Annotated in this window: 19 protein-coding genes; 15 read left to right on the forward strand and 4 right to left on the reverse strand. The window is 74.2% G+C overall.

Translation table 11 applies throughout. From position 1 onward, the window contains the following. Nucleotides 1-23: 23 nt before the first annotated feature. Nucleotides 24-947 carry a proteasome assembly chaperone family protein gene (locus ABD993_RS09215; RefSeq protein ID WP_345414708.1) on the reverse strand — a complete coding sequence of 308 codons (924 nt, stop codon included), beginning with the start codon at nucleotides 945-947 and terminating at the stop codon, nucleotides 24-26. 159 nt (nucleotides 948-1,106) lie between these two features. On the opposite strand from ABD993_RS09215, the gene ABD993_RS09220 reads away from it, so the two are divergent. From ABD993_RS09220 to ABD993_RS09255, 8 genes are all read left to right on the forward strand, one after another. Then, nucleotides 1,107-1,358 (forward strand): polysaccharide deacetylase family protein, encoded by a 252-nt coding sequence (locus tag ABD993_RS09220; protein ID WP_345414710.1) that lies wholly within the window; start codon nucleotides 1,107-1,109, stop codon nucleotides 1,356-1,358. A gap of 147 nt (nucleotides 1,359-1,505) precedes the next feature. Further along, nucleotides 1,506-2,792 (forward strand): MFS transporter, encoded by a 1,287-nt coding sequence (locus tag ABD993_RS09225; protein ID WP_345414711.1) that lies wholly within the window; start codon nucleotides 1,506-1,508, stop codon nucleotides 2,790-2,792. A 121-nt stretch (nucleotides 2,793-2,913) separates the two neighbouring features. Beyond that, complete coding sequence (locus ABD993_RS09230) at nucleotides 2,914-3,951, forward strand: FecCD family ABC transporter permease (RefSeq protein WP_345414712.1); 1,038 nt, start codon at nucleotides 2,914-2,916, stop codon at nucleotides 3,949-3,951. Further along, nucleotides 3,948-4,988 carry a FecCD family ABC transporter permease gene (locus ABD993_RS09235; RefSeq protein ID WP_345414714.1) on the forward strand — a complete coding sequence of 347 codons (1,041 nt, stop codon included), beginning with the start codon at nucleotides 3,948-3,950 and terminating at the stop codon, nucleotides 4,986-4,988. The genes ABD993_RS09230 and ABD993_RS09235 overlap by 4 nt, the downstream gene beginning before the upstream one ends. A gap of 14 nt (nucleotides 4,989-5,002) precedes the next feature. Continuing rightward, nucleotides 5,003-5,869, forward strand: a complete 867-nt coding sequence (locus ABD993_RS09240; RefSeq protein ID WP_345414715.1) for an ABC transporter ATP-binding protein — start codon at nucleotides 5,003-5,005, stop codon at nucleotides 5,867-5,869. Nucleotides 5,870-5,901: 32 nt separating this feature from the next. After that, a complete protein-coding gene (locus ABD993_RS09245) occupies nucleotides 5,902-6,858 on the forward strand; it encodes an iron-siderophore ABC transporter substrate-binding protein (RefSeq protein WP_345414717.1) in 957 nt (318 codons plus the stop codon). Between the two features lie 127 nt (nucleotides 6,859-6,985). Further along, on the forward strand, nucleotides 6,986-7,924 hold the full coding sequence (locus tag ABD993_RS09250) for an ATP-binding protein (protein WP_345414718.1): 939 nt from the start codon (nucleotides 6,986-6,988) through the stop codon (nucleotides 7,922-7,924). A 23-nt stretch (nucleotides 7,925-7,947) separates the two neighbouring features. Next, nucleotides 7,948-8,337 (forward strand): SCO5389 family protein, encoded by a 390-nt coding sequence (locus ABD993_RS09255; RefSeq protein WP_345414719.1) that lies wholly within the window; start codon nucleotides 7,948-7,950, stop codon nucleotides 8,335-8,337. Between the two features lie 55 nt (nucleotides 8,338-8,392). On the opposite strand, the gene ABD993_RS09260 is transcribed toward ABD993_RS09255, so the two are convergent. After that, on the reverse strand, nucleotides 8,393-9,202 hold the full coding sequence (locus ABD993_RS09260) for a PadR family transcriptional regulator (protein ID WP_345414721.1): 810 nt from the start codon (nucleotides 9,200-9,202) through the stop codon (nucleotides 8,393-8,395). Nucleotides 9,203-9,393: 191 nt separating this feature from the next. Between ABD993_RS09260 and ABD993_RS09265 the strand changes: the two genes are divergently transcribed. From ABD993_RS09265 to ABD993_RS09285, 5 genes are all read left to right on the forward strand, one after another. Then, nucleotides 9,394-9,558 carry a hypothetical protein gene (locus ABD993_RS09265; RefSeq protein WP_345414722.1) on the forward strand — a complete coding sequence of 55 codons (165 nt, stop codon included), beginning with the start codon at nucleotides 9,394-9,396 and terminating at the stop codon, nucleotides 9,556-9,558. A 38-nt stretch (nucleotides 9,559-9,596) separates the two neighbouring features. Continuing rightward, complete coding sequence (locus ABD993_RS09270; protein WP_345414724.1) at nucleotides 9,597-9,986, forward strand: YkvA family protein; 390 nt, start codon at nucleotides 9,597-9,599, stop codon at nucleotides 9,984-9,986. A 106-nt stretch (nucleotides 9,987-10,092) separates the two neighbouring features. Continuing rightward, nucleotides 10,093-11,268 carry an acyl-CoA dehydrogenase family protein gene (locus tag ABD993_RS09275; RefSeq protein WP_345414726.1) on the forward strand — a complete coding sequence of 392 codons (1,176 nt, stop codon included), beginning with the start codon at nucleotides 10,093-10,095 and terminating at the stop codon, nucleotides 11,266-11,268. Nucleotides 11,269-11,306: 38 nt separating this feature from the next. Continuing rightward, on the forward strand, nucleotides 11,307-12,236 hold the full coding sequence (locus tag ABD993_RS09280; protein WP_345414728.1) for an NADP-dependent oxidoreductase: 930 nt from the start codon (nucleotides 11,307-11,309) through the stop codon (nucleotides 12,234-12,236). Between the two features lie 71 nt (nucleotides 12,237-12,307). Further along, entirely contained in the window at nucleotides 12,308-12,715 is a 408-nt protein-coding gene (locus tag ABD993_RS09285; protein ID WP_345414729.1) for a hypothetical protein, read from the forward strand. On the opposite strand, the gene ABD993_RS09290 is transcribed toward ABD993_RS09285, so the two are convergent. After that, complete coding sequence (locus ABD993_RS09290; protein WP_345414731.1) at nucleotides 12,702-13,469, reverse strand: SGNH/GDSL hydrolase family protein; 768 nt, start codon at nucleotides 13,467-13,469, stop codon at nucleotides 12,702-12,704. The genes ABD993_RS09285 and ABD993_RS09290 overlap by 14 nt on opposite strands. Before the next feature lie 636 nt (nucleotides 13,470-14,105). Here ABD993_RS09290 and ABD993_RS09295 point away from each other — a divergent pair. Continuing rightward, nucleotides 14,106-14,921, forward strand: a complete 816-nt coding sequence (locus ABD993_RS09295; protein WP_345414733.1) for a M23 family metallopeptidase — start codon at nucleotides 14,106-14,108, stop codon at nucleotides 14,919-14,921. 1 nt (nucleotide 14,922) lies between these two features. On the opposite strand, the gene sthA is transcribed toward ABD993_RS09295, so the two are convergent. Beyond that, nucleotides 14,923-16,332: a Si-specific NAD(P)(+) transhydrogenase gene (gene sthA / locus ABD993_RS09300; RefSeq protein ID WP_345414734.1), complete on the reverse strand. Its 1,410-nt coding sequence runs from the start codon at nucleotides 16,330-16,332 to the stop codon at nucleotides 14,923-14,925. A gap of 326 nt (nucleotides 16,333-16,658) precedes the next feature. Between sthA and ABD993_RS09305 the strand changes: the two genes are divergently transcribed. Beyond that, entirely contained in the window at nucleotides 16,659-17,822 is a 1,164-nt protein-coding gene (locus ABD993_RS09305) for a DUF4192 domain-containing protein (RefSeq protein ID WP_345414736.1), read from the forward strand. The last annotated feature ends 15 nt before the right edge of the window (nucleotides 17,823-17,837 follow it).

The following is a 17,837-nucleotide window of genomic DNA, read 5'->3' on the forward strand; positions in this document are numbered from 1 at the left end:
CTGTGCGGCGGCTGTGCCCCGGCTTAGCGTTCCTCGCCCAACCCGGGGCCGTTCTTGTCGTCGTCCTGGTCGGCCAGGAACCGCTCGACCTCGGCGGCCAGCTCGTCCGCGCTCGGCAGGTCCCCGACGAGCCCGCCCGCGGCCCGCCCGGCGGCGACCGAGTCGTACTGCTTCTCCAGCGCCGACACCACCTCGGCGACCTCGGCGGAGTTCGCGACCTGCTCGGAGATCTCCGCGTCCGTGCGCTCCGCGGACTTGGTGAGCTCCTCGGTGGGCAGGTACAGCCCCGTGGCGACGGCGGTGTGGTCCAGCAGCGTGCGCGCGGCCTGCGGGTACTCCGCGCGGGCCAGGTAGTGCGGCACGTGCACCGCGAACCCGACGACGTCGATCCCCGCCTCGCCGAGCCGGTACTCCAGCAGCCCCGCGGCGCTGCCCGGGACCTGCGCCTCGGCGAACCAGGGCTCGTGGCCCTCGATCAGGTCCTTGCGGGTGGCGTGTGCGGTGACCCCGATCGGCCGGGTGTGCGGCACGGCCATCGGGATGCCCTGCAGCGTGACGACCAGCCGCACGTTCAGCGTGCGCACCAGCTGCTCGGTGGCCGCGGCGAACCGCTCCCACTGGGTGTCCGGCTCGGGGCCCGCCAGCAGCAGGTAGGTGGCCTCCGCGGTGTCGGTGAGGGCCACGACGTCCAGCACCGGCGGGTCGTACGCCGACCACCGGTCGGTGTCGAAGGTCAGCGGCGGCCTGCGCGAGCGGTAGTCGACCAGCTGGTCGGTGTCGAAGGAGGCCAGCACGGTGGGCTCCCGCCCCTCGCGCAGCGCCTCGACCGCGAGCCGACCGGCGTTGCCCGCATCGACGAAACCGTCGAGCACCACCAGCAGCACCGACCCGTCGGGGTCGGCGGTCACGCCCTCCTCGACGCGGTACAGCTCCGCGGGATCCAGCACCTGACGTACCTCCTCGTCGCGACTTCTCCGGCCCATCCTCCACGTCCAACACCGCGGCCCCCACACAGCATCCCTTCCGCTGCTCCGTTCCGGTACACGAGCAGGGTCGTCCGCGGGGTCGCGTGGCCCACCGAGCAGGGTGGGCTCCGGGAGTACGGGATGCCCACGGTCACCGTCCCGGCGCTCGGCCGCACGGTCGTGCCGATGGGCTACAACCTCTGGTTCGTGCTCAACGGGGCGAAGGACCAACCGGCCCGGGCGGACGAGCTCGCGCAGGTCACCCTCGGTGCGTACCGGGCGGCGTACGAGTCGGCGCCGGCCGGGAACCGGGCGCCACTCGTGGTGGGCAACCACTTCAACGACTGGTCCGGGGGCGGGTTCGCGCGGGCGGTCGAGGAGTCCATGGGTTAGGTGTGCCTGCGCCCGGAGACCGTCTGCGCCACCTACTCCCAGGTCGACGCGTTCCTCGACCTGCAGGACCCCGCCGTCGTCGACGGGTGGCGGGCGCAGGCCCCGTCCGGGCTGTAGCTGCGGTCACAGCGCACCATGGAACCCGTCATGGGTTCTGCGCGCGCGTATCTCGTCTGGTCGGTCGGTCTGCTGGCCTATGTGGTCGGGGTGCTGCAGCGCACCTCGTTCGGCGTGGCGGGGCTGGACGCCGCGGCCCGGTTCGACGCCTCGCCCGCCGTGCTCTCCGGCTTCGTGGTGCTGCAGCTGCTGGTCTACGCCGCGCTCCAGGTGCCCGCCGGGGTGCTGCTGGACCGGTTCGGGGCGAAGACGCTGGTGGCGACTGGTGCGCTCGCGATGGCGGCGGGCCAGGCGATGCTGGCCCTGGCCACCGCGCTGCCGCTCGCGATCGCCGCCCGCGTGCTGGTCGGCGCCGGGGACGCGTTCACCTTCATCTCCGTGCTCTCCGTTCTCGGCGCCTGGTTCCCGGCGCGGCGGGTCCCGGTGCTCACCCAACTCACCGGCCTGCTCGGCCAGCTCGGGCAGGTGCTCTCGGCCGTGCCGCTGGCGGCGGTCCTGCACGGCCCGGGCTGGACGCCCGCGTTCCTGTCCGCCGCGGGCCTCGGCGTGCTGTCGGCGGTCGCGGTCCTCGCCGTGTTCCGCGAGAGCCCGCCCGGCTCACCCGCCGGGCCCGCGGCACCCACCCCGCGCGAGGTGCTCGACGGGCTGCGCTCCTCCTGGCACGAGCCCGGGACCCGGCTCGGCCTGTTCACCCACATGGGCACGCAGTTCTCCGGGACGGTGTTCGGGCTGCTCTGGGGCGTGCCGTACCTGGTCGCCGGGCAGGGAGTCGCCCCGGGGACGGCGAGCCTGCTGCTGACGCTGCTCGTCGCCGTCGGGATCGTGGCGGGCCCGATCTTCGGCACGTTCACCGCGCGGCACCCGTTCCGCCGCTCGTACCTCGTGCTGGGCGTGATCGCGCTGACGGCGGCGATGTGGACCCTCGTGCTCCTGCTGCCGCCGCCCGTGCCGCTGTGGCTGCTGGTGGCGCTCGTCGTGGTGCTGGCGCTCGGGCCGCCGGGGTCGATGGTCGCCTTCGACTACGCCCGCACGTTCAACCCCAGCACCCGGCAGGGCACCGCGGTGGGGATCGTCAACGTCGGCGGGTTCACCGCGTCGCTGCTGGTCTCGCTGGGGATCGGCACGGTCCTGGGGGCGCTGGGCGGCTACACGCCGTCAGCCTTCCGGGTCGCCTGGACCGTGCACTACGTCCTGTGGGCCGCCGCGGCGGTCGGCATCGTGGTCATGCGGGCCCGGGCCCGGCACAACCTCCGCGCGGCGGGCACGGCGGTGCCGACGTTGCGCGAGTACGTGCGGACGCGGCGCGCGTCCCGGTGATCCCGGGTTCGTCCCGCTGATTGCGGCTTCTCCTATCCCGTCCCCTAAGTTAGGCACGCCTCAGTTCGGAACGGGAGACGATGAGCGCTCCACAGCATCCCGCCCCGCCGAGGGCGCCCAGATGACCGCCGCCGCGGTCCGCCCGGAGCCCCGGGGTGCGCGGCCCGCGGGCAGGGTCCTCGGTCTGCTGGTCGCCGTCGCCGCGCTGGTCGTCGTAGTCGTCGCGAGTGTGATGGTCGGCGCCAAGCCCATCCCGGTCGGCACCGTGCTGGACGCATTCCTCGGCTTCGACCCCACGAACAACGACCACCTCTTCGTCCGGGTCGAACGGCTGCCCCGCACCGTCATCGGCCTGCTCGCGGGCGCCGCCCTCGGTCTCGCCGGGACCGTGATGCAGGCGATCGCGCGCAACCCCCTGGCCGATCCGGGCATCCTCGGGGTGAACGCCGGCGCCGCGCTGTTCATCGTCGTGGGGATCGAGTTCTTCGGGCTGACCGCGCTGACCGGCTACGTCTGGTTCGGCTTCGTCGGTGCGGCGGTCGCGTCCGTCCTGGTCTACGGCGTGTCGGCGTTCGGCCGGGAGGGTGCGACGCCGATCAAGCTGGCGCTGGCCGGTGCCGCGGCCAACGCCGCGTTCGTGTCGCTGACCACGGGCGTGCTGCTGACCAGCACGGACGCCTTCGAGCAGTTCCGGTTCTGGCAGGTCGGCTCGCTGGCGGGCCGCGACTGGGACGTCGTGGTGTCGGTGCTGCCGTTCCTCGGCGTCGGCATCGTGATCGCGCTGTTCTCCGGTGGGCTGCTCAACACCCTGACCCTCGGCGAGGACCTCGCGAAGGCACTGGGGCAGAACGTGAACCGGGCCCGGATCGTCTCCGGGACCGCGGTCGTGCTGCTCTGCGGGGCGGCCACCGCGGCCGTCGGCCCGATCGCGTTCGTCGGGCTCGCCGTCCCCCAGGTCGCCCGCATGGTCACCGGTCCGGACAACCGGTGGCTGCTGCCGTACGCGGTCGTGCTGGCACCGGTCCTGGTGCTGGGCGCGGACATCGTCGGACGGGTCATCGCCCGTCCGGGCGAGGTCCAGGTCGGCATCCTCACCGCCGCGATCGGCGCGCCGGTCTTCATCGCCCTGGTCCGCGGCCGGAAGGTGGCGGAGCTGTGACGGCCGCGGCGCTCGACCTCGCCCGCACCCGCACCCGTACCCGTGGTCGGGTCCGACGGGTCTCGGTCGCGGGCGCGCTCACCGTCGCGGTCCTCGTCGTGGTCGCGCTGTCCCTGGTCGTGGGCGCGGCGGTCGTCTCGCTGCCGGACGTGCTGTCCACCCTCGCGGGCCAGGGCAGCCGGAACACGAACTACGTCGTCCTCGAGCTGCGGCTGCCGCGCGCGCTGGCCGGCGTGCTGGTCGGCATCGCGTTCGGGCTCTCCGGCGCGGTGCTCCAGACCCTGCTGCACAACCCGCTGGCCAGCCCGGACGTCATCGGCATCAGCACCGGGGCGAGCGCGGCCGCGGTGCTCGGCATCATCGGGATCGGGCTGTCCGGCCCGGCCGTCTCCGGACTCGCGCTCGGCGGCGCCCTGCTCACCGCCCTGCTGATGTACGCGATCGCCTGGCGGAACGGCGTCTCCGGCTACCGGCTGATCCTGGTCGGCATCGGGCTCAACTCGCTGCTGCTGTCGGTGATCAGCTACTTCATGACCAGCGCCCGGGTCACCACCGCGCAGGACGCGCTGCTCTGGATCTCCGGCAGCCTGTCCGGCCGGAACTGGGACCAGATCGTCCCGCTGCTGGTCTCGCTGGTCGTGCTCGTGCCGGTCACCCTGGTGCTCGGCCGGGTCCTGGGCATGCTCGGGCTGGGCGACGACACGGCCCGCGGCCTGGGCGTGACCGTCGGCCGGGTCCGGCTGGGCCTGGTCGTGGCGGCCGTCGGACTCGCGGGCGTGGCCACCGCGGCCACCGGACCCATCGCCTTCATCGCCCTGCTGGCCGGGCCGATCGGCCGCGGGCCGGCCAAGGACGGCGGCCCGGCGCTGGTGCCGTCGGCGCTGGTCGGAGCTCTGATCGTGCTGGTGGCGGACGTCGTGGCCCAGCACACGCCGTTCCTGCCGAACCTCCCCGTCGGCGTGCTCACCGGCGCGATCGGCGCGCCGTACCTGCTGTGGCAGCTCGCCCGCACCAACTCCGGTGGGCAGGGCGGATGACCCCCGAGGGAGACATGACCACGGTCCACGCTCGTGCTGCGACGGACTCGTCCGACGGGCACCCGCGCACCCGGCACACGCTCCTCGCCGAGGGGCTCCGACTCTCCTACGACAGGAAGGAGGTCGTCCACGGCATCGACCTCCAGCTGCCGCCCGGCAAGGTCACGATGATCATCGGGCCGAACGGCTGCGGCAAGTCGACCACGCTGCGCGGCCTCGCCCGGCTGCTCGACCCCAGCGGCGGCCGGGTCCTGCTGGACGGCCGGGACATCGGCACCCTGCCGAACCGGGAGGTCGCGCGGGTGCTCGGCATCCTGCCGCAGCACCCGGTGGCCCCGGACGGGATCACGGTCACCGACCTGGTCGGTCGCGGCCGGTACCCCCACCAGGGATGGTTCCGGAAGTGGAACGCCGAGGACGACGAGGCCGTCGCCCGGGCCCTCACCGTCACGAACACCGCGGAGCTGGCCGGGCGGCCCGTCGGCAGCCTGTCCGGCGGCCAGCGCCAGCGCGTCTGGATCGCCATGGCCCTCGCCCAGCGCACGGACCTGCTCCTGCTGGACGAGCCGACGACCTTCCTGGACCTGGCCAACCAGGTCGAGCTGCAGGACCTGCTCACGGACCTGAACCGGCGGTCCGGCACCACGATCGCGATCGTGCTGCACGACCTCAACCTCGCCTGCCGCTACGCCGACCACCTGGTGTGCATGAAGGCGGGCGACATCGTCGCCGAGGGCCCCCCACGGGAGGTCGTCACCGCCGAGACCGTCTCGACGGTGTTCGGGATGCGGTGCGACGTCCTGGTGGACCCGGTGTCGGGCACCCCCCTGATCGTGCCGATCGGGCGGCACCACACGAGAGATTCGGAGAGCACGTCGTGAGAACCCCCCAGAGATGACGGAGCCGCCTTCTGGTGGCGGCCGTCACGGCCGCCGTCGGCCTGACCCTCGCCGCCTGCGGCCAGGTGCAGGACTCGTCGTCCCCCGGCGGCACCGCGGCCGCCGCGACGACCGTCGAGACGCTGTTCGGGGCGGTCGAGGTGCCTGCGAACCCGCAGCGCGTCGTCGCCCTCGGCTGGTCGGACGCCGAGGCCGCGCTGGCCCTGGGGGTGCAGCCGATCGCCGTCAGCGACTGGCTGGCGTTCGGCGGCAAGGGCGTCGGGCCGTGGGCGGCGGACCTCTTCACCTCGACGCCGACGATCCTGCCGACGCTGGAGCTGAACTACGAGCAGATCTCCGCGCTGAACCCGGACCTCATCCTCAACACCCGCTCGGACAACACGAAGGAGAAGTTCGACGAGCTGAGCAGGATCGCGCCGACCGTCTCCGCCCCGCCCGGGGTCACCGTGCAGTACGGCACCACGTGGGAGCAGCAGGCCACGCAGGTCGCGGCGGCGTTGGGGAGGAAGGAGCAGGGTGCCGCGCTGGTCGCGGACGTGAACGGCGCGTTCGCGGCCGCCAAGGCGGCCGACCCGGGCTTCGCGGGCAGGACCGTCGGCGTGGGGGCGTTCTTCAGCGACTCCTACGGCGCCTACGTCCAGGGGGACCCGCGCGTCGACTTCCTGGAGTCGCTCGGCTTCACCAATGCCCCGCAGATCAAGTCGCAGGCGGCGGGCGGCAGCTTCTACGTCTCGCTGGCCAGGGAGAACATCGAGCAGCTCTCCGCGGACCTGACGATCCTCTTCCCGATCGGCGGCGACGCCTCCCCCTTGAAGACGGACCCGGTGCTCAACCAGATCCCGGCCGCCCGGGCCGGGCACCTGCTGATCCTGGAGGACCCGACGCTGATCAACGCCTTCTCCTCCGGCTCAACACCGGGCACGCGCTACGCGATCGACCACGCCGTCCCGCTGATCGCGGCGACGATCTGACGCTCGTGCGCGGTCGGCGGTGCTCCGACACCACCGACCGCGCACGGTCATGTGGGGCCCGGGGTGATCACCCGTTGGTGAACATCGTTATCGTTACCCTTTCCAACACGGAGAGGGGACCCGAGCGGTGCGGATCGCGTTCGTCGGGAAGGGCGGTAGTGGCAAGACCACGACGGCGGCCCTGTTCAGCAGGTACGTCGCCGGGCTCGGCAGGCCGGTGCTGGCCGTCGACGCCGACATCAACCAGCACCTCGGGGTGGCCCTGGGGGCGGACCCGGACGAGGCCCCGCCGCGGGCCCTCGGCGGGGACCTGACCTGGCTCAAGGACCACGTGCGCGGGGACAACCCGCTGCTGCCCTCGGCCGACAGCATGATCAAGACCACGCCACCCGGCCCGGGTTCCCGGATGCTGACCCTCGACCCGTCGGGCGAGCTGCTGCAGCGGTACTCCGCCGTCGCGGGCGGGGTGCGCCACCTCGCCACCGGCGCGTTCGACGAGGCGGACATCGGCGTCTCCTGCTACCACTCCAAGACCGGCGCGGTGGAGCTGTACCTCAACCACCTGCTCGACGGGCCGGGGGAGTACGTCGCGGTCGACATGACCGCGGGTGCGGACGCCTTCGCGTCCGGCCTGTTCACCCGGTTCGACCTGACGGTGCTGGTCTGCGAGCCCACCCGGCGCGGCGTCGGCGTCTACCGGCAGTACGCGGACTACGCGGCCGAGCACGGCGTCGCGCTGCGGGTGCTGGGCAACAAGACCGTCTCCGCCGAGGACGTCGACTACCTGCGCGACGAGGTCGGAGAGGCGCTGATCGGCTGCCTCACCCAGTCCGCGTGGGTCCGGGCGGCGGAGCGCGGCGAGGTCCAGCCCGTCGAGACCCTCGAGCCGGGCAACCGCACCGTGCTCTCCCGGATCCTCGCCGACCTCGACGCCCGCACCCGCGACTGGGCCGCCTACCACCGCGGCACGGTCGAGTTCCACCTGCGCAACGCGCGCTCCTGGGGGGACAGGGCGACCGGCGTCGACCTCGCCGCCCAGGTCCACCCCACGTTCGTCCCCGCCTGACCCACTCCCGGAAGGAACCCCCCATGTCCCTCGACGTCCCCACCGCCGTCCTCGAGGCCGCCGAGCGCCGCGAGCTCGACGACGCCCGGTTCCTCGCCGTCGTCCGCGACTCGCTGCCCTACGCCTGGGAGGTCGTGTCCGCCGCGGTCGCCGACCAGGCCCCGGAGAAGCCGTTCGGCGAGCACGAGGTGCCGCCGCCGTCCGAGCGGGAGCGCGGCGAGCTGCTGCGCGCCCTGGCCAGCACCTCGATCCGCGGCGCCCTGGAGCGGCACTTCGGCGTCGTCCTGGCCTTCCAGAACTGCCACCGGGTCGCGGCCTTCGCCCCGGCGGCCGTGGACTCCGAGACCTACCGCGAGTTCATCAGCCCCCGCGGCCAGATCCTCAACCAGTCGCCCGAGCTGCGGGACTGCTGACAGCGCGACGCCCCTCCCGCGGACCGCGGGAGGGGCGTCGACGTGGAGCGGGTGGCTACTCGGCGAGCAGCCGGTAGATCGCCTTGCGGGCCTCGGTCAGGGTCTCGGTCGCCGTCGCGAGCTGCTCCGGGGTGCCGGTGGCCAACACCTGCTGCGCCGCGGCGTGCAGCTGCGCGAGCTGCTGCCACAGCGCGGTGTCGGGGCCGTCCTCCTCCTCGCCGTCGAAGGCGGACCACACCTTGTCGAGCTCCTCGCGGTGCTCGGCGACGTAGGTCGTGCCCGCCTCGGTGAGCGAGACGACGCGGCGGCCGTCGGTCTTCTCGACGCTGACCAGGCCCTCGTCCTCCAGCTGCGACAGGGTCGGGTACACCGAGCCGGGGCTCGGCTTCCACCGCCCGCCGGAGCGCTCGGTGATCTCCTGGATGATCTCGTAGCCGTGTCGGGGCTGCTCCGCGACGAGCGCGAGGACGGCGAGTCGGACGTCACCGCGGCCGCGCCTGCCGCGACCGCCGGGGCCGCGCCGTCCCGGGCCGAAGCCCCGCCCGCCGGGGCCGAAGGGCCCGCCCGGCCCGAAGCCGGGGCCGAAGCCCGGGCCCCCGGGACCGAAGCCGCGGCCGCCGCCGGGGCCGCCGAAGCCGCGGCCGCCGCGACGGCCGCGCGGGCGGTCGCCGGGTTCGTCGGCGTCGATGTTCACGTTCACGTCGGTGCCCTCGGGGCCGAACGGCGGTCGGCGGTGCGGACCGCCGCGGCGCCGACGACCGCGCGGGCCGAAGCCGGGTCCGAAGGCGGCCTCGATCGCGGGGCCGAAGCGCGGGCCGAAGCGCGAGCCGAAGGTGTCGTCCCAGGTGGGGTTCGTGGCGGACATGGTGTGTCTCCTGTTCGTGGTGAGCCTCCTCGGTCGGTAGCTCGATGGCTCGAACGATATATCGGTACCTATCGCGATGCAACCCTGAGCTGAGACCGTTCTCAGGCCCCGGCCTGTTCGTGTCGGCCTGGTCCTGTTCGTCCGTTTCGTGAGACCATGGGTCGTCCGTCGTCAGGGCCGGGGAGGTGCGCGTGCTGCGGGTGCTCGGGGCAGTGCTGCTCGTCGTGCTGGCCTTCTCGCTGGTCGGGGCCGTGTTCGAGTTCCTCGCCTGGGCGCTGGCCGTGGGTGCGGTCATCTTCGGCTGCGTCGTGGTGTGGTCCCTGCTCTCGCGTGACCGCCCTCGCACCGGCCGCTGACCGGGAACGGGGATCGGGCAGCCGGCGTTGAACCGGACATGACCACCACCTCCACCAGCCCGCGCGGCAGTCGACAGCGGGCCACCCTCCTCGCCCTCGCGCGCGTGCTGTGGCAGGGCCGCAGGCCGGGTACCCCCGGCCTCGCGGACCGGGCCCGGGCCCTTCCGCGCATGGTCGGCCAGGCGCTGAGCGGGCGCTACACCGTGCTCACCCGCGGCCGGGTGGCACTGCTGGTGCTCGCCGTGGCCTACCTGGTCTCGCCCGTCGACCTCGTGCCCGAGGCGTTCCTGTCCGTCTTCGGCCTGTTGGACGACGGCGTCGTCGCCCTCTGGCTGGGCGGCGCCCTGCTGGTCGAGACCCAGCGCTACCTGGACTGGGAGGCGGACGGCCGCCCCACCGTCGTCGAGGGCGAGCTCGCCCGGGCCTGACCTCTCCCGCGAGTCCCCCACCTCCGACGCCCGTGTCGGACGTGGGGGTATCAGGGGCCGTCGCCGGTCGCTCCGTCTGGGCAGCCCACCGGAGTGGAGGTGCCCCATGAGCGCCCCGACCGTCGTCCCCTTCGTGTCCGATCCCGTCGCGGCTGCGGCCGCGCTGACCCCGCTGCTGAGAGAGCGCGCGGCGGAGGCGGAACGGCTGGCCACCCTGCCTCCGGACGTCGTGTCGGCCGTGACCGACGCGGGTCTGTTCCGGCTGTGGACCCCGCGGGGCCTCGGCGGGGCGGAGCTCCCACCGCCGGTGATGTTCCGGGTGATCGAGACCCTCGCCGCGGCGGACGGCTCCGCGGGCTGGGCGACCATGATCGGCAACTCCGGCCTGTTCCTGGCGTGGATGGACCAGGACCTGGCCGCGGGACTGCTCGACGGGCGGCCGGAGCACGCCATGACCGGCACCTTCAACCCCGAGGGCCGGGGTGTCCCCGAGCCGGGCGGGCTGCGGCTGAGCGGGCGCTGGGTCTTCAACAGCGGCTGCCCGCACGCCCGGTTGTACTCCACCGGGTTCCTGGCCATGGACGGTCCGCGGCCCCGGATGGTCGACGGCCGACCGGACTGGCGGTGGGCGGTCTACCCGGCCGCCGTCGCGACCATCGTGCCCGCGTGGGAGGGGGCTCTGGGGCTGCGCGGGTCGGGGAGCCACGACGTCGTCGTCGAGGGCGTGCTGGTGCCCGAGGGGCACACCGTGATGCCGTTCTACGAGCCGCCGGTGGTGGACTCGGCCCTCTACCGGGTGCCGTTCTTCAGCCTGATCAAGATGATGATGGTGGCGGTGCCGCTCGGGATCGCCCGGCACGCGCTCGACCTGCTCGGCGAGCTCGCGCGGACCAAGGTGCGCAGCGGCCCCGGCCCCCTCGCCGAGGAGCAGGACGTGCAGATCCGGATCGGGCTCGCCGAGGCCGGCCTGCGCGGGGCGCGGGCCCACGTGCTCGACGAGATGGAGTCGCTCTGGGCGCGGGCGCTGGCCGGGGACGTGCCGAGCGACGCGGAACGGGGGCGGTTCACCCTCGCGGTGAACGCCGCGTTGCAGGCCTCGCTGGTGGCCGTCGACGAGGCTTTCACCCTGGCCGGGGCCCGCGCCCTGTACGCGGACGACGAGATCCAGCGCTGCTGGCGGGACCTGCACGCCACCGCGCAGCACCGGGTGTTCGGCCGCGCCCAGTGGCAGGGCGGGGCGAAGGCGCTGCTCGGTCTGGAGATCGACCGCGCCTGGTTGTAGGAGACAGCTGTAGTGGACAGCTGTAGTAGACAACGGGGATGCACGCCATCGTCGTCGAGTCACCCGGCGGGCCCGAGGCCCTGCGCTGGACCGAGGTACCCACCCCGCAGCCCGCCCCCGGAGAGGCCCTGGTGCGGGTCGAGGCAGCCGGGGTCAACCCGATCGACTGGAAGACCCGCTCGGGCCTCGGACCGGCGAAGTCCTTCGGCGACCGGCCGTTCACCGTCGGCTGGGACGTCGCGGGGACCGTCGCGTCGGAGGTCCAGGGCTTCGCGGTGGGGGACCCGGTGCTCGGGATGGCCAGGTTCCCCAGCCCGGACGGCGCGTACGCCGAGTTCGTGTCCGTGCCCGCCGCGCAGCTGCGCCGCCGCCCCGCGGACCTGCCGGTGGTCGAGGCGGCCGCGTTGCCGCTCGCGGGCATGACGGCGTGGCAGAGCCTGGTGTCGGTCGGTCACCTGCAGCGCGGGCAGCGGGTGCTCGTGCACGCCGCGGGTGGCGGGGTGGGGCATCTCGCGGTGCAGATCGCGAAGGCGCTCGGCGCGCACGTGATCGGGACGGCCTCCGGCCCGAAGCTCGAGCTGCTGCGCGAGCTGGGCTGCGACGAGGTCGTCGACTACCGCACGGAGGCCTTCGAGGAGGTCCTCGAGCCCGTCGACCTGGTGTACGACCTGGTCGGGGGCGAGACGGCGCTGCGCTCGTTCGACCTGGTCGCCCCGGGCGGCCTGTACATCTGCCTGCCCACGGTCGCGGTCGACGCCGCGGTGCGGGCGGCCGGGGAGCGCGGGGTGCGCGCGAGCGGGGCCTACGTCCGCGCGGACGGCCCCGGGCTGGACGAGCTGCTCGCCCTGCGCGCGGAGGGCAGGCTGCGGATCGTGGTGGACCGGACCTTCCCGCTCGCCGAGGCCGCCGACGCACACCGCTACGGCGAACGCGGCGGGACGACCGGGAAGATCGTCCTCGTCGTCTGAGGCCCCGTCTGAGCCCCCGTCTGCGTGGTCCTACCGAGGCGGGCGGGCCGCATCGGCGGGAGGCTGGGTCCATGAGTGCGGTGCTGTCGGGGCGGGACGGGCGGTTGCGCGGTGGGGCCGTGGGCGCGGTGGCGTTGGCGGCGGCGACCGCGGCGACCTGGCTCGCGTGGTCGGGGTGGGCGGTCCTCGCCGCGGAGCCCGTGCGGTTCGCGCCCTGGCAGCTCGCGGGTACGGCGGTCTCGGCCGCGACGCTGGCCATCCTCGCGCCGCGGTGGCTGCCCGCCTGGGTCGTCGCGACCGTGATGCCGCCGTCGTTCACCGCGGCCTGGTCGTGGACCGCCGCGGCCTCCGACGACTCGGGGCTCTGGGCCGTCGGCGGCCTGCTGGTCCTGGTCGGTACCGTCCTGGCGGCCGCGGTGCTGGTCCCGCTGGGCGTCGCGCTACGCCCGATGCGCTGGGCGTGGTTCAGGGGTTCGTGAGCGCGGGCAGGTAGCCGCGCGCGTACCCGGTCGCCGTGGGGTGGAAGGCGCCGGGGGAGCCGGGCCCGACGATCCACGGGTCGGCCGCGCACAGTCCGTGCCCCGCGAAGGCGGGCCGGACGTCGACGAACTCGGCGCCCCACCGCTGGACGCTCGCCGCGATCCGGTCGTTCAGCACGTCCGCCCCGGCGTCGAGGCGCGCCCGCCGGGCCGGGTTCAGCGGGCAGGACGAGCCCTCGCCGAACAGCCGCGGATAGCCCAGGACTACCACGCGGGCCCGGGGTGCCTGTGCGCGCACGGCCCACACCACGGCGGCGAGCGCGGACGGCAGCACGTACCGGGCGACTCGCTCACCGGTGCGGACGGCCTGGTCGCAGGCCTCGTCCGTCGGCGCGGTGGCGCACCGGGCGAGGACGGGGGTGAACCCGGTGTCGTTCCCGCCGACGGTGATCGTGACCAGGTCGGTCTCCCGGGAGACCGCCCGCACCTGGTCGGACAGCACTCCGGCGGTCGTCGCGCCCGCGCAGGCCACGAAGGTGAACGAGCGCACGGAGGCTGCGCGAAGGGCGGGGTAGGAGGCGGCGGTGCGCCCGCACTCGCCGGTGCCCGCCCCGACGCCGGCGGCGTAGGAGTCCCCGAGGGCCACGTAGTCGACGGCCCCGTCCGCCTCGGCGGCCGTCGCGGTCGCGGAGCCGCCGACCAGGAGAGCCAGCGCGAGGGCGAGCGGGACGACCGTTCGGCGGAGTCGCGGCACCCGATCAGTCAGCCGGCTCGGGCGACCCCGGGACAACCGCCGTCCGGGCGGCCCGGAGACGCTTGACACGGCGCTGATCGTCGATCTCGATCACGTGACCCATGCCGCAGAACACCGCTCGTCGCACCCCGGGGGCTCCGCCGGTGTGGCCTGCGTCGCACCCCGACCACGAGCAGCGACGTCGTCGCTGCTCAGTGCGGTGCAAGCGGCACGACGAGCGGGGAATCAGGCGGAACGGTGCGCCGAGCGGCAGGGTCGAGAGTGCGGCGAGAGCGCCGACACGCCGCCCCCGGTGCTTCCCCCGCCGCTCGCCGCGACCCGCCCTCCGGTGGTCTCGTCCGACGCAACCGGGCGGGGTCGAGGCCCGGGGGACCCGCTAGCGTCGTCCTCGGATCACGACGAGGTCACGAAGAGGACTCCGGGTCGGACAACCCCCGACCGACCCGGTCCGGTTCCCCAGACCGGACGTCCGGCCCCGTCACGGTCCACGGAAGGAAGATCGTGGCACGGCATCGCTCCCCCCGGAGCCGTCGCGCGATCGCCGGATCCCCGCCGGCCGCCGCCTTCGCGGCGCCGGTGGGGATCGGCGGACTGCGGCCGGCTCTCGCGCTCCCCGGTAACCCCCTCCAGTGGCGCATGGCCGCGGTCGTCGCCGCGGGCGGTGTCGTCGCGGCGGCCGGTCAGGCCGCCTACAGCGGCGCGCTGCCGGACTTCGAGGCGGGCGCCAACGCCCTGCACGCGGGCCTCGCCGAGCTCTCCCTCCTCGGTTCCGAGGCCACCCTCCCCGGTCCCGAGCCCGCCACGGACGTCGCGGATCTCGGTGGCCGCAGCGTGCACGTCCCGCTCGCCCCCGTCGCGGTCGCCCCGGCCGTCGGCGCGCCCGGTGCGGTCACCGGTGCGGGCCTGGTCGCGGACGTCGTCAAGGCGGCGGACCTGCACCGGGCCGCCGCGGACGCCGCGCGACGGGCGGCGGAGGAGGCGGAGGCCGCGCGCGTCGCCGCCGAGGCGGAGGCGGCCCGCCAGGCCGCGGAGCTCGCGAAGGTGGGTGCCGCGCAGTCGGCCGCCGGCGGCATCCAGATGCTCGTCGGACGCGTGTCCAGCGGCTTCGGCCTGCGCGGCGGCACCTCGCACATGGGGCTGGACATCGCGGCGCCGATCGGGACCCCGATCCACGTACCACTCGCGGGCACCGTGATCTCCTCCGGTCCCGCCAGCGGTTTCGGGCTGTGGGTGCGGGTGCAGCACGACGACGGCACGATCACCACCTACGGGCACATCAACCGCTCGTTCGTCGGTGTCGGGCAGCGTGTCGCCAAGGGCGAGCAGATCGCCGAGGTGGGCAACCGCGGCGAGTCCACGGGCCCGCACCTGCACATCGAGGTCACCACGCCGGGTGGCACCAAGATCAACCCGAAGCCGTGGCTGGACGAGCACGGCATCGGCTACACCTGAGCTACCGGTAGACCTCGAGGGCGCGGATCTTGTTGGTGACGTCCAGCGCCGCCACCTTGTAGGCCTCGGAGAGCGTGGGGTAGTTGAACACCGTGTCGACGAGGTAGTCGACGGTCCCGCCGCACCCCATGATCGCCTGGCCGATGTGCACGAGGTCGGTGGCGTTGGTGCCGAACACGTGCACGCCCAGCAGCGTGCGGTCCTCGGTGGAGACCAGCAGCTTGAGCATGCCGTAGGAGTCCCCGACGATCGCGCCGCGCGCCAGCTCCCGGTACCGCGACATCCCCACCTCGTACGGGATCGCGGACTCGGTGAGCTCGGCCTCGGTGCGCCCGCAGTAGGAGATCTCGGGGACCGTGTAGATGCCGATGGGCTGCAGGCCGTGCAGCTCCCGGGCCGGCTCGCCGAACGCGTGGTAGGCCGCGAGCCTGCCCTGGTCCATGCTGGTGGCGGCCAGGGCGGGGAAGCCGATCACGTCCCCGACCGCGTAGATGTGCTCGACCTCGGTGCGGTAGTTCCCGTCCACGGCGATGCGGCCGCGCTTGTCCGCCGTCAGGTTCGCCTTGTCCAGGGCGAGCTCGTCGGTCACGCCCTGCCGCCCGGCCGAGTACATGACCATGTCGGCCGGGATCCGCTTGCCGCTGGCCAGCGTGGTGACGGTGCCCTTCGCGGTGTTCTCGACCTTCGAGACCTCCTCGCCGAAGCGGAAGGACACCCCCTGGTCGCGCAGGTGGAACTTGAGCGACTCGACGATCTCCGGGTCGCAGAAGTCCAGCATGGTCGGCCGCTTCTCGACGACCGTGACTTTCGTGCCGAGCGCGGCGAACATCGAGGCGTACTCGATGCCGATCACCCCGGCGCCCACGACGACCATCGACGTCGGGATGCGGTGCAGCTGCAGCACCGCATCGGAGTCGACGACGTGGTACTCCTCGTCGTCGAACTCCACCTCCGGCGGCCGCGCGGGCCGGGTCCCGGTCGCGATCACGACGAACTCGGCGGTGACGGTCGTGTGGTCGCCGCGGTCCGTGCCGCTGACCGTGACGGTGTGCGGGTCCTCGAAGTGCGCGGTCCCGCCGAGGATGTCGACGTGGTTGCGCAGCAGCTGGTTGCGGATGATCTCCACCTCGCGCCCCACGACGTGCGCGGTGCGGGCGAGCAGGTCCGAGATGGTGATCTCGGACTTGACCCGGTAGCTGGCGCCGTACATCTCACGCTGGGCGAACCCGGTCAGGTAGAGGACGGCCTCCCGCAGGGTCTTCGACGGGATCGTGCCGGTGTTGACGCAGACCCCGCCCATCATGTCCCGGCGCTCCGCGATGGCCACCCGCTTGCCGAGCTTGGCCGCTGCGATGGCCGCCTTCTGACCGCCCGGCCCCGAACCGATCACCAGCAGGTCGTAGTCGTACACCGGCCGCCCCTTCTCCTCGTGCGGTGTGAAGACCGCCGCGGGTGACGACCCGCCCGGACGAGCCTCCCCGGGCCGGGGGTCGGCGGCAACCGGACGACGTTACATCTGTGCGACGACCTGGCGACCTTCTCCCGCCCGCAGGTCCTCCGGTTGTCCACACGGGGGTTCCATGACACCGTTTTCCGGCGTTGTCCACAGGGCGTGAGATCGACCGATGACGGGTGTCGGGCGCGTTCCGCAGGCTCTCCGGCATGACTCCCATCCCGTCGTCGCCCTGGTCCGCGTCGTCCGCGTCGTCCGCGTCGTCTTCGTCGTCCGTGTGGTCCGTGTGGTCTTCGGACGCCGACTCGCCCCTGCGGGTCGGCACCGAGGGACTGCTCACCGCGCTCCCGGTCCTCATCGGGTTCCGCCCGCGGGAGTCGCTCGTCCTGGTGGCCACCGGCGGTCCGGGCGGGGGGCGGGTGGGCCTGACGGTGCGGGTGGACCTGCCGCCGCCGGACGACCCGGCCCTGCTGGAGTCGCTGTGCGAGTCGGTCGCGGGCGCGATCGCGCGGGACTCGCCGAGCGGGGCCGCCGTCGTCGTGGTCGGCGGTGACGGCGCGACCGGGGGCGGCGGTGGGGAGGCCGGTGTCGGGGGCAGGGGCGGCGGGTGGCCGCCGAGGATGGACGTCGCGGCGGCGGCGGTCGCCGCGCTGCACCGCGCCGGGGTGGGTGTGCACTCGGCGGTGTGGGCGGCGGCGATCGAGGCCGGAGCCCCGTGGTGCTGCTATCCGCTGCACGACTGCGGGTGCGGCGGCCGGCTGCCGGATCCGTCCGGGACGGTGGTCGCCGCCACCGCCGTCGCCCGCGGCACGGTGGTGCGTCAGTCGAGGGAGGACCTGGTCCAGCTGGTCGAGCCCGCGGAGGAGGACCACCATGCCCGGACGGGCCGGGCGGGGCCCTCCGGTGCCGGCGGAGGGACCGGGCGTCCCGCCGGAGCCGGGGCCGCCGAGAGCGGTGCGGCCGGTCCCGCCGAGAGCGGCGCCGGTGGTGGTCCGGGCGCGGTCGACGGCGCGGCCGACGGGTCGGGGGTCCGGGGCCGGCCCCGTTGGCCCTCCGATCCGGTCCACGTCCTGGACGCGGCGCTGGAGTCCGCGGCCGCGGGCCGGTTGACCGTCGACGCCGAGCTGGTGCGGATCATGAGCGCCGCGTTGCGGCGCACGCGGTTCCGGGACCTCGCGCTGTCGACCTGCACCGGGGACCATGCCGCCGCGGCCGAGCAGCTCTGGGCTGCGCTGGCCCGCACCTGCCGCGGCCCGGCGGCGGCCGACCCGGCCGTGCTCCTGGCGGTGTGCGCGCTCGCCCGCGGGGACGGGGCACTCGCGAACATCGCCCTGGAGCGGGCGGAGCGGGTGCGGCCCGCGCACCGCCTGGCCCGGGACCTGCGCACGGCCATGGCCGCGGGCTGGGGTCCCACCGAGGTGCGGACCTGGCTGGAGGGCGCGCTGTGACCGCCCTCCGACGGG

The organism is Pseudonocardia xishanensis (genome assembly GCF_039541715.1).
Classification (GTDB): Bacteria; Actinomycetota; Actinomycetes; order Mycobacteriales; family Pseudonocardiaceae; genus Pseudonocardia; species Pseudonocardia xishanensis.

Excerpts from the sequence above, each read along its gene's own strand:
- ABD993_RS09220 (WP_345414710.1), top strand. The coding sequence starts at position 1,107 with ATGCCCACGGTCACCGTCCCGGCGCTCGGCCGCACGGTCGTGCCGATG.
- ABD993_RS09225 (WP_345414711.1), top strand. The coding sequence starts at position 1,506 with ATGGGTTCTGCGCGCGCGTATCTCGTCTGGTCGGTCGGTCTGCTGGCC.
- ABD993_RS09230 (WP_345414712.1), top strand. The coding sequence starts at position 2,914 with ATGACCGCCGCCGCGGTCCGCCCGGAGCCCCGGGGTGCGCGGCCCGCG.
- ABD993_RS09240 (WP_345414715.1), top strand. The coding sequence starts at position 5,003 with ATGACCACGGTCCACGCTCGTGCTGCGACGGACTCGTCCGACGGGCAC.
- ABD993_RS09255 (WP_345414719.1), top strand. The coding sequence starts at position 7,948 with ATGTCCCTCGACGTCCCCACCGCCGTCCTCGAGGCCGCCGAGCGCCGC.
- ABD993_RS09260 (WP_345414721.1), bottom strand. The coding sequence starts at position 9,202 with ATGTCCGCCACGAACCCCACCTGGGACGACACCTTCGGCTCGCGCTTC.
- ABD993_RS09270 (WP_345414724.1), top strand. The coding sequence starts at position 9,597 with ATGACCACCACCTCCACCAGCCCGCGCGGCAGTCGACAGCGGGCCACC.
- ABD993_RS09275 (WP_345414726.1), top strand. The coding sequence starts at position 10,093 with ATGAGCGCCCCGACCGTCGTCCCCTTCGTGTCCGATCCCGTCGCGGCT.
- ABD993_RS09280 (WP_345414728.1), top strand. The coding sequence starts at position 11,307 with ATGCACGCCATCGTCGTCGAGTCACCCGGCGGGCCCGAGGCCCTGCGC.
- ABD993_RS09285 (WP_345414729.1), top strand. The coding sequence starts at position 12,308 with ATGAGTGCGGTGCTGTCGGGGCGGGACGGGCGGTTGCGCGGTGGGGCC.
- ABD993_RS09295 (WP_345414733.1), top strand. The coding sequence starts at position 14,106 with ATGGCCGCGGTCGTCGCCGCGGGCGGTGTCGTCGCGGCGGCCGGTCAG.